This window comes from Candidatus Liberibacter sp. (assembly GCF_014048425.1).
GTDB lineage: Bacteria > Pseudomonadota > Alphaproteobacteria > Rhizobiales > Rhizobiaceae > Liberibacter.
The window spans coordinates 13,603-23,807 of sequence record NZ_JACETX010000019.1 but is presented as its reverse complement, the minus strand read 5'-3'; the positions used below and the strand labels follow the sequence as shown (position 1 = coordinate 23,807).

Genomic DNA, 10,205 nt, shown 5'->3' with positions numbered 1-10,205 from the left:
GACGCCTCTCCTAATACCCCCCCTGAAAGCATTCTTTTTTCTGAAAAATTTTCGTGCCCTATCTCGGGATTCACTGTACCAGAAATAGAGCCACGTCTCTTTTCTTTTAATAGTCCAGCGGGCGCCTGTAAAAATTGTGATGGCTTAGGAATACGCCAAAAGATAGATGAAAAGCTTGTAATACCCGACCCAACGCTAACATTAAATAATGGAGCAATTGCCCCTTGGTCCAAACATCTCTCCCAATATCATGAGAAAATTCTTTCTTCCCTAGGAGGAAATCTCGGTTTCTCTCTTGACGATAGTTGGTGTGACCTTTCTGAGCATACTCAAAAAATACTGCTCTATGGGACAGATCACCCCTCCCCCCATCCACATCCTGCTACTAGTAGCAATAATGCTGATGAAAAGACTTTCTTTACAGGAATTATTCCGATGTTGGAACAACGTTGGAATGAGACTGATTCAGTCATCCTACAAGAAGCAATTCGACGTTATATGTCATCGTCCTCTTGTGCTATCTGTAATGGATACCGTCTCAAACAAGAAGTTTTGACAATAAAAATTGCAGGGAAACATATCGGGGAAATAACAGATATGTCGATAAAAAAAGCACGGATTTGGTTTGATGAACTCCCAAAAAAAATCACAAAAAAGCAAAACGAAATCGCTGTATCCATTCTGAAAGAAATTGGAAAAAGGATGCATTTCCTCAACGAGATAGGACTCAATTATTTAACCCTATCACGCAGCGCTAATATGTTATCCAATGGAGAAAGTCAGCGCATACGCCTTGCATCTCAGATAGGATCTGGATTAACGGGTGTCCTTTATGTACTTGACGAACCATCCGTAGGCTTGCACCAGCGTGATAATGCACGCCTCATTAATACCTTAAAACATCTTCGCGACACAGGCAATACTGTGATCGTTGTCGAACACGATGAAGAAACCATGCTTGCCGCTGATCATATTGTCGATATAGGTCCTGAAGCCGGCGTAAATGGTGGCAGAATTATAGCAGAAGGATCTCCATCCCAAATCATGGAAAATCCCGATTCTCTCACCGGGAAATATCTGTCTGGAAAAATGTATGTTAAAAAACCAGAAACAAGACGAGCTTGTAATCCTAATCGGATGATCCAGATCGTCAATGCACGAAGCAATAATTTAAAAAACATTACGGCCTCCATTCCCCTTGGCTTATTCACTGCAATCACCGGTATATCTGGAGGTGGAAAATCCACTTTTCTCATATCCACCTTATACAAAGCAGCTGCGCGCATTATCATGGGAGCCCGAACAAATCCTGGAATCTATGACCGCATCGATGGTCTTGAGCATATTGATAAGGTCGTTAGCATTAACCAAGATCCAATTGGTCGTACGCCTCACTCTAATCCTGCGACTTATATCGGGGCTTTTACCCCAATTCGCGAATGGTTTAGCAATCTACCTGAATCCAAAGCCCGCGGGTACAAGGCAGGATGCTTTTCATTCAACGTTAAAGGAGGACGATGCGAAACCTGCGAAGGCAATGGAATAACAAAAATTGAAATGCACTTTCTCCCCGATGTACATATCACTTGTGATACATGTCGCGGAACACGCTATAATCCCGAAACCCTGGACATACATTTCAAAGGAAAATCTATAGCTGACATTCTCTCTATGACTGTCAACGAAAGTATTGATTTTTTTTCGTCCATCCCTGCAATATACAATAAACTGAAAGTTTTAAAAGATGTCGGCCTTGGGTATATTAAGGTTGGGCAAGCAGCAAATACCTTGTCGGGAGGCGAATCACAACGGACTAAACTCGCCAAAGAACTTTCAAAACAAGCTACCGGAAATACACTTTATATTTTAGATGAACCAACGACTGGCTTGCACTACCACGATATAGCCAAGTTACTGGAAATTTTGCATAGACTCGTTGAAAAAGGCAATTCAGTAGTCGTTATTGAGCATAATTTGGAAGTTATCAAAACCGCTGATTGGATTTTAGATTTTGGACCTGAAGGAGGAGATGAAGGTGGCAGAATCATCGCATGCGGCTCCCCGGAAGATATTATAAAAGAGCCCAATTCACATACCGGAAGATTTCTAAAAGCCCTTATGGAAAACAAAAGATTCTCGAAAGAAGACGACTAGCCAAAGCTTTATCTAAAATAAAACAATATTTATAACGTTAAATCAATTTCTTAAGCACCTTGAATTCCGAATATATAAATCGTTTATTTCACTATGCCTGTCATAGAACCAATCTCTCTCTATTTTAGATGTTAATGCAGAAGGATGTTTTTTACTTTCAACCACGACCTTCCACCCACACCTTGCTTTGGATGACAAGTCCCTTAACTTAAACAATCCTCTCTTTCCTGTAAAAACCACCAGACACGATTACTTGTCACTGAATTTTTTCTGAAACCAGCCAAATACTTTATCTATCGAAAATATGTTCTCTTGCTTGAGTGTGAATTGCTGTCCTTCGTTTCCTCTTGCTCTCTTTAAAACCCAATTGTTACTGATCAAATTTATTATTATCTTCATTCTTGTGCTGAGAATAGATTTCACTCAATATCTTGTAATATTGACTGAAGAAGAAGTATGTTTTCCCAATCCTTTTCAAATATACGTAAAATTATACTATATCTATAACAATGAATCCCAAGATTAAAAACAAAATCTCCAATAGCGGAATATGCGATTTGTACAAGAAAATCTTAAAATAGAAGAGAATTCAAACACTCGCGTGAGGCATTCTAAAGCGTCTTGAATAAGAAAATATTCTTCTTATACACTAAAAAACATCACGAACATCTGAACTGTCATACCCATAACCAATAGTCTAAATTTCAGAAGAACATCGGAAAAATTTTAATCTAAGACCTTCAAATTTCAGAATGATATATCCTAAAATTAGGAAGAGAAATATGGCATCCTATTGCTGATTAGTGTGGTTATAAATATCCATATTTTAACATAAGCACTCGTTCATCTCAATTTAAATCAATTCTAATATTCCGAATTTTCTCTCGAAAAAAATAGGGGGAAAAACAACTCACAATCCCGAGGAAAAAATATTTTTGATCCCTGACTGTCAAAAAATAATATGTTAATACTTTCCGAGAAATGGGATATCAAAACATTGTATTCCATATGAAATAAAACTATTAGTAATAGCATAAGAAAGATTCTTCTATGATAGGAACTCTTGTCGTCAAGAAGATTGTTCCAAGCGTATCAAAGAGTATGATGTAATACAGATTGATGAGTATCTTTTGTTATAAAATCTTAGATGGAAACAAAGAGGTGTCCGAATATCCTTGAAAAATGATCTATAGAAATTCGTTGCGTTATTGTTCAAATTATCAAAAGGGAAACACAAGATGGTTAGAGATGTCATGCAGAGCATAAAAAAAGAAGATATAAAATTTGTGGACTTTCGCTTTACTGATCCTAACGGGAAATTCCATCATATATCTATAGACGGATCTTTTATTGACGAAGATTTGCTTCGCAATGGTATCACATTTGACGGCTCTTCTATCAGAGGGTGGAAATCCATTAATCAGTCTGATATGCTCCTGATACCTGATATGAGCACGATTCACATGGATCCCTTTTATACACAATCAACAATGGCTCTCATTTGCGATGTATATGATCCCATCTCTCTTAAACCTTACAATCGTGATCCTCGTCATACTGCTAAAAAGGCAGTAGAATATCTGCAAAAAACAGGGATAGGCGATACCTTGTTCCTTGGTCCAGAAATTGAATTTTTTATATTTGACAGTGCTTACTTCACAACATTACCCACCGAATCGGGATTCGTATTGGAATCTTCGGAATTACCACAAAACGGAAAGAATAGCGGAAGAAGCACGGGACATCGTCCAGATATAAAGGGTGGATATGTACCTCTTCCTCCACAAGATAGTTTGCATGACATGCGATCCGAAATGTTAAATTCTTTAAAAAAGATGGGTATTCGCGTAGAGAAACATCACCATGAAGTCGCGGCTGCACAACATGAACTCGGGTTACAATTTGATACGCTATTGTGTTCCTCCGATAATTTTCAAAAATACAAATATGCAGTCCATCAGATCGCTGATTCCTATTGCAAAACGGCCACCTTCATGCCGAAACCTATAAGTTCTACCAATGGTTCAGGAATGCATCTTAATATGTCGATTTGGAAGGATAGCAATCCGGTTTTCGCCGGAAATGAGTATGGGGGACTGTCTCAAACTGGTCTCTATTACATAGGGGGGATTCTTAAACACGCTAAGGCTCTTAACGCCTTGACAAATGCTTCAACAAATTCTTATAAGCGCTTGGTTTCCGGCTTTGAAGCGCCCGTCCAACTTGTTTATTCAGCTCATAATCGTTCGGCAGCTTGTCGTATTCCATTTGGGCAAGAACCAAATAGCAAGCGTATTGAAATTAGATTTGCTGATCCAGCTGCTAATCTTTACCTCGCCTCTGCAGCAATTCTTATGGCAGGACTAGATGGTATCACCAATAAGATTCATCCTGGAAAACCTATGGATAGAAATCTTTACGATATTTCTCCGGAAGAGGAAAAGACAATGCCACGAATCTGCGGTTCCTTGCGTGAAGCGTTAGAAAACCTTGATGTCGACAGAGAATTCTTAAAGGTACAAGGTGTTTTTGACGATGATCAAATCAATGCATTTATCAAAATGAAGATGGAGGAAGTCATTCGTTTGGAAAAAAGCCCTCATCCCATTGAATTTGAAATGTATTACTCAACCTAAATCATATTGTTTTTTAAGATACATCTCCAAGAACAGCATATGCCGTCGGCAATGCCTGTTCTTTTTTTTATGCATGAAGATCATCAAATAACATAGATGAAGACCACTTGAACTTTGTTTTGTTTTTGTGTGTCTTCGTGGATCCCAATAGGCGAATGATTTTGGCATGTTCATATGAAAGAAGAACGATAAAGAGCAACTTAACTCGGAAGGAGGGATATACCAATATAACCAAAAAATTCTATCCTATTATATATCCTAATCCAAAAGACAGGGACTATGCTCATCTGCTTTGCAAGATGTGTAGAAATTTCCGCGTTTTTATGGAAGCGTGACGTTTTTCTTCTTTTTATGGCAGAAAAACATATAAATACAGAGTCTTTTGGGAATTTGTTTTAAGAAAAATGTCATTAAGAGCCCTTTCCTGATCTCGAACAGATTATGACTTAAAGACAATCAAGAGCGATAATAATAATTCTATGTAAGAAAAAATTATCCTGAGATTATTGCTAGTATGAGCAGTCAAATGAAATAGAAAAGAAATTTATGCCAAAGATATAAACAAGTAAAACCTTATATCAAACACGACTAACGTGTTAGAAAAAAACATCTAAATATCACTATAACAATCCCTATAATCAATTGTTTTTATAATTTATTGGTAATATACATAATCTATTTTATGCAGACGCCTTGAATAAGAAGAAGGATTTTGAATACGAACGAAACCTAATTTTACGAAAAAAATCTATCGTTTACAACACTGTATATTTGCCTGCAATCGATGTAACTACAAACAAACTACTATCGCATCTAGTTGCGAAGAAATCTCCACTGAAAGCGATAATATCTCATGCAATATCAACGAATATTTCACTAAATCACCCCGCAGATAGATACATATCATCTCGGGAAAAATCAGCATTTTATATCAATTCTTCAGCCTTTCAATGAACAAAAAGAGAATGGAAAATTCTTATAGACGTGACTAACCAAACTATTCCGATATGCTTCTTTATGCTTTTCGAGTTCATTGCACTCCAAATCTTATATATTACGCCTATATTTATACCTTCGCCCCTAATTTCTAAGGCATTAGAAGAGTATACAGCAAACATCTCTAAGTATGGTAATATTGAAAAATAAAGTTATTTTTCAATGATATAAAGCATTTAAATATTATGTATTATAGCTGGGATGAAAAAATTTTTGGGTGAAACAGAGGATTTATAGATCCCATGAAATAGAATCTATGGGGAATAATGCCTCCTCTGAGCGATTTTTAGGAGCATTAGCCCCCACTTTTTTCAATGAATGAACGAATCTCTGCATTCTCTATACAAAAGCATTATACAATCTCATCAATAAGAATCCTGTATATTTTAGATATCAAAGTTGTTCTCAATCCTATAAAAATCCTATATCAACCAATATAAAATAAATACGCATGATAAAACTATATCGTAGCCGTCAAAGAATCCGTTTCATTTTCTACCCCTTCTACATCTTCTATATCTTTCTCTGATGTATCAGAGCCATCGACAGAGTATTCCATCCCAAAGCAAATGGGAGATAAAGGGTTTTTATCTAGATCTAACGAAATCTTTACAAGACCACCCCGTCTTTTAAGTTTCCCAAAAAGAATTTCTTCAGCTAGCGGTTTTTTAATATGTTCTTTTATAACACGTTCCAATGGCCGTGCGCCCATCTTTTCATCATAACCATTCTTTGCAAGCCAACTAATAACTTCTTCCGAAATCTGAAAAGAAATTCCCTTATCCCGAAGCTGTACCTCAAGCTGTATTATACACTTTCGAATCACCTGACGAATAACTTCTGGCGACAACGGCACAAAAGGAATGATCGCATCAAGACGATTCAAAAATTCAGGAGAAAAAAAGTTCTTCAATGCTACTTTATCCTCACCACTCCGCTGCAATGAACTAAATCCAATTTTTGCCTTAGACATTTCTAACGCACCAGCATTAGTCGTCATAATCAAAATCACATTCCGAAAATTAATCTTTTTGCCGCTTTGATCGGTCAATATGCCGTAATCCATAACCTGCAATAAAATATTGACTATATCAGGATGCGCCTTCTCAATCTCATCTAGCAAAACAACGCTATACGGATCTTGATCAACAGCATCTGTAAGGATTCCTCCTTGATCAAAACCAACATATCCAGGCGGGGCTCCAAGTAAACGCGAAACAGCATGACGCTCCATATACTCTGACATATCAAATCGCAAAAGCTTTATTCCCAAGCAAGAAGCCAATTGTTTGCTTATTTCCGTTTTACCAATCCCAGTCGGACCAGAAAATATATAGCAACCAATCGGCCTATGTGGCTCTGAAAGCCCTGCTCGCGATAATTTTATGGAAGTTGAAATTGCTTTAATTGCCTCTTTCTGTCCATAAACAACTAGTCCTAAATCTTTTTCCAAATTGGCCAAAATGACATCTTCATCTTTGGAAATAGCCTTTGATTGAACACGAGCCATAGATGAAATAGTCTTCTCAATATCCTTCTCAGTAAGAAATTTTTGCCGCTTCGATATAGGTTGCAATACCTGTGCCGCACCAGCTTCATCAATCACATCAATAGCCTTATCAGGAAGTTTGCGCGAAGTAATATAACGACTTGATAATTCTACCGCCGCCTTAATTGCTTCTTTTGAATATCGAAGTTGATGATATTCCTCAAAATAAGGCTTTATTCCTTTAATGATTTCGATTGCATCCTCAACTGACGGTTCATCAATGTCAATTTTTTGAAAACGACGAACCAATGCCTTATCCTTTTCAAAAAATCGCCTATATTCGCTATAAGTCGTCGATCCAATACAACGCATAGATCCAGAGGATAGAACCGGTTTTAGAAGATTAGAGGCATCTATAGAACTCCCTGCAGCAGCACCAGCTCCAACCAACATATGTATTTCATCAATATAAAGAATCGCGTTAGGGCAAGATTCTATTTCTTTTATAACTCTTTTTATGCGCTCTTCAAAATCTCCGCGATAACGCGTACCAGCGATAAGATTTCCTATATCCAGCGAAAAAATTTTGGCATTCAGCAAAGATTCTGGAACCATCCCATCCACGATTTGCTTTGCAAATCCCTCAGCTATGGCAGTTTTACCAACCCCAGGATCACCAATATAAAGTGGATTGTTTTTCGAACGCCGACAAAGTATTTGAATGGTACGGTTAATCTCTTCACGCCGACCAACAAGAATATCTACTTTTCCTTTCCTAGCTTTTTCCGTAAGATCTACACAGTAAGCACTCAAAGCATGCAGAGAGTTTGGCATTTTTTGAGCTTCATCGCTGTTTACAAAATTTTTCCCCTCTGCGTTCACTTCTTCCATGTTCAGAGAGGCTTGAAAATTAGTAAAGTCGCCTGTTTTGCCAATATTATGTGAAATGAAGTTAACCGCATCGTATCGCGTCATTTCCTGTTCTTGCAAAAAATAACTAGCGTGACTGTCACATTCCGAAAAAATTGCAACGAGAATATGAGCTCCTGTTACCTCACTTTTACCTGCTGATCTAACATGACGAACAGCTTCCTGAACAACTCTTTGGAAACCAGAAGTAGGCTTACATTCGCCATGAGAATTTGTCTTCAATAAATCTGAAAGGTTATTATCTACATAATCCAGAAGAACATTTTTCAAGCGTTTAAGATCAACATTACAAGCAATCATCACCGCTGCAGCATCTGGATCATCAATAAGAGCTAATAGAAGATGTTCCAAGGTTGCGTATTCATGACGTCGCTCATTTGCTAAAACCAATGCTTGGTGCAAGACTTTTTCAAGATTTTCTGAAAAAACAGACAATATTAAACCTTTATTTTTTTTCCATGATACACTGCAGAGGATGCTGATGCTGACGAGAAAAGTTCATCACTTGATTCACCTTCATTTCCGCAATTTCACAAGTATAAACGCCACATTCAGCGATTCCCTGCTGATGAACTTTTAACATAATGAGCTTAGCACTTTCATAATCCTTATAAAAAAAAATCTCCAAAACGTGCACAACGAATTCCATAGGAGTATAATCATCATTAACAAGCAAAACTCGATATAACCTTGGTGCTTGAATCTTAGGACGCACCTTAGTTGTGGCAAAAGTTTGATCACCAATTTTCTCTTTCCCGTTCTCGCAACTTTGCTCCATATAGACGGGCAATACTAATACCACTTATCCTATTCCTTATTCTTCAAAGAACATATGGAACTATGTTCAAAAAAATATAATAACCCATAAACATTTAAGAAAAATCTTCCGTTTTACCCCAAAAATCAGAAAAGGTTTTGACTACCTTGACCCGTGCTTCAATGTCTTTTCTACTAAAAAACAAAAAACCAACCTAAAGTAGAGCAAAAAGCACATAAAAGTGAATAAATCCAGCAATTTTACACTAGAAAAAACACCGCGTTTTTAATTATTTTACATGCCGCATCGGAAAATCTAAAGATCTCCATTGAGAATAGCCATGGAAAAATGATACGATAGATCACCATCCTCATTGTCTCGGTAAATTATACCGATAAATTCCGAATTAATAAAAACTTCTGCCGAATCAAACTTATTCACGCGTGGCTTAATAGAAACTCTGGAACCAAACATACGCTTGAAATACGCATCTAACTTCCTGATTTCATCATCCTGCATACAAAACCTCCACTTCCACCAACAAATTCCCCATTTGCAAAATTAATCAAACGAATACGACCAAAGAGAAAAAGTCACTTCAAAACAATTGAAATTGACAACTTTTCAAGAAAATATCACGTTTCCATTTTGCAAAACATACGTCAAAAATGTTCTTTCTGATTTCTCAAGGATAATCCATTTTCATACCCTAGAGGTATCGTAAATGCAATAAATCTGCCATCTACTTTAAGTAGAAAATCAAGCTTTAATCACCAAAAATAATTCTTTTTTTTTCAAAACAATGAATATGTCCTCTCATCATAATATCACCATGAAAACTCAATTTATCAATCATTAATTTTTGAATAAAAATCTATAAAACCTTGTTTAAATTGCCTATCACCAACTGCAGACATATGATCTTTGTCACAGATATCCAAAAATTGACTATTTGGTATAAGCGATAGTAATTCTTGTGGAGGACCGGCGATATCATCTGCAGATCCAACAGCAACCAATGTCGGAACATTGATACGTCTCAAATCATCTTGATCAAACATCTTTCTTGTCATAGAAAGACAAGAAGCAAGTGCTTGCAGATCGTGTTTAGGGCTACTTTCAGCAAATCTTCTGAATTTTTTTCCCAAAGGATGCTGCACATCGTTGATGGACGAAAGAGAAAAAGAATCTAAAACGGGATCCCAGTTAATAACACCTTTATCATACAAACCGCTTCCCCACC

The 10,205-nt window shown here is 37.0% G+C and carries 6 protein-coding genes; 2 read left to right on the top strand and 4 right to left on the bottom strand.

What is annotated here, in order from left to right:
* Both uvrA and glnA read left to right on the top strand, forming a co-directional pair.
* The coding region (uvrA, locus tag H0G72_RS03200) for an excinuclease ABC subunit UvrA (RefSeq protein ID WP_182017342.1) at nucleotides 1-2,154 on the top strand (2,154 nt) is incomplete at its 5' end.
* A gap of 1,238 nt (nucleotides 2,155-3,392) precedes the next feature.
* Entirely contained in the window at nucleotides 3,393-4,790 is a 1,398-nt protein-coding gene (gene glnA / locus H0G72_RS03195; protein ID WP_182017341.1) for a type I glutamate--ammonia ligase, read from the top strand.
* A gap of 1,456 nt (nucleotides 4,791-6,246) precedes the next feature.
* Here glnA and clpA read toward each other — a convergent pair.
* The 4 genes from clpA to H0G72_RS03175 all read right to left on the bottom strand — a co-directional run.
* Nucleotides 6,247-8,640, bottom strand: a complete 2,394-nt coding sequence (gene clpA, locus H0G72_RS03190) for an ATP-dependent Clp protease ATP-binding subunit ClpA (RefSeq protein WP_182017340.1) — start codon at nucleotides 8,638-8,640, stop codon at nucleotides 6,247-6,249.
* Nucleotides 8,641-8,650: 10 nt separating this feature from the next.
* Entirely contained in the window at nucleotides 8,651-8,983 is a 333-nt protein-coding gene (clpS, locus tag H0G72_RS03185) for an ATP-dependent Clp protease adapter ClpS (protein WP_182017346.1), read from the bottom strand.
* Nucleotides 8,984-9,277: 294 nt separating this feature from the next.
* On the bottom strand, nucleotides 9,278-9,481 hold the full coding sequence (locus tag H0G72_RS03180; protein ID WP_182017339.1) for a DUF3126 family protein: 204 nt from the start codon (nucleotides 9,479-9,481) through the stop codon (nucleotides 9,278-9,280).
* 329 nt (nucleotides 9,482-9,810) lie between these two features.
* The coding region (locus H0G72_RS03175; RefSeq protein WP_409049318.1) for an alpha/beta fold hydrolase at nucleotides 9,811-10,205 on the bottom strand (395 nt) is incomplete at its 5' end.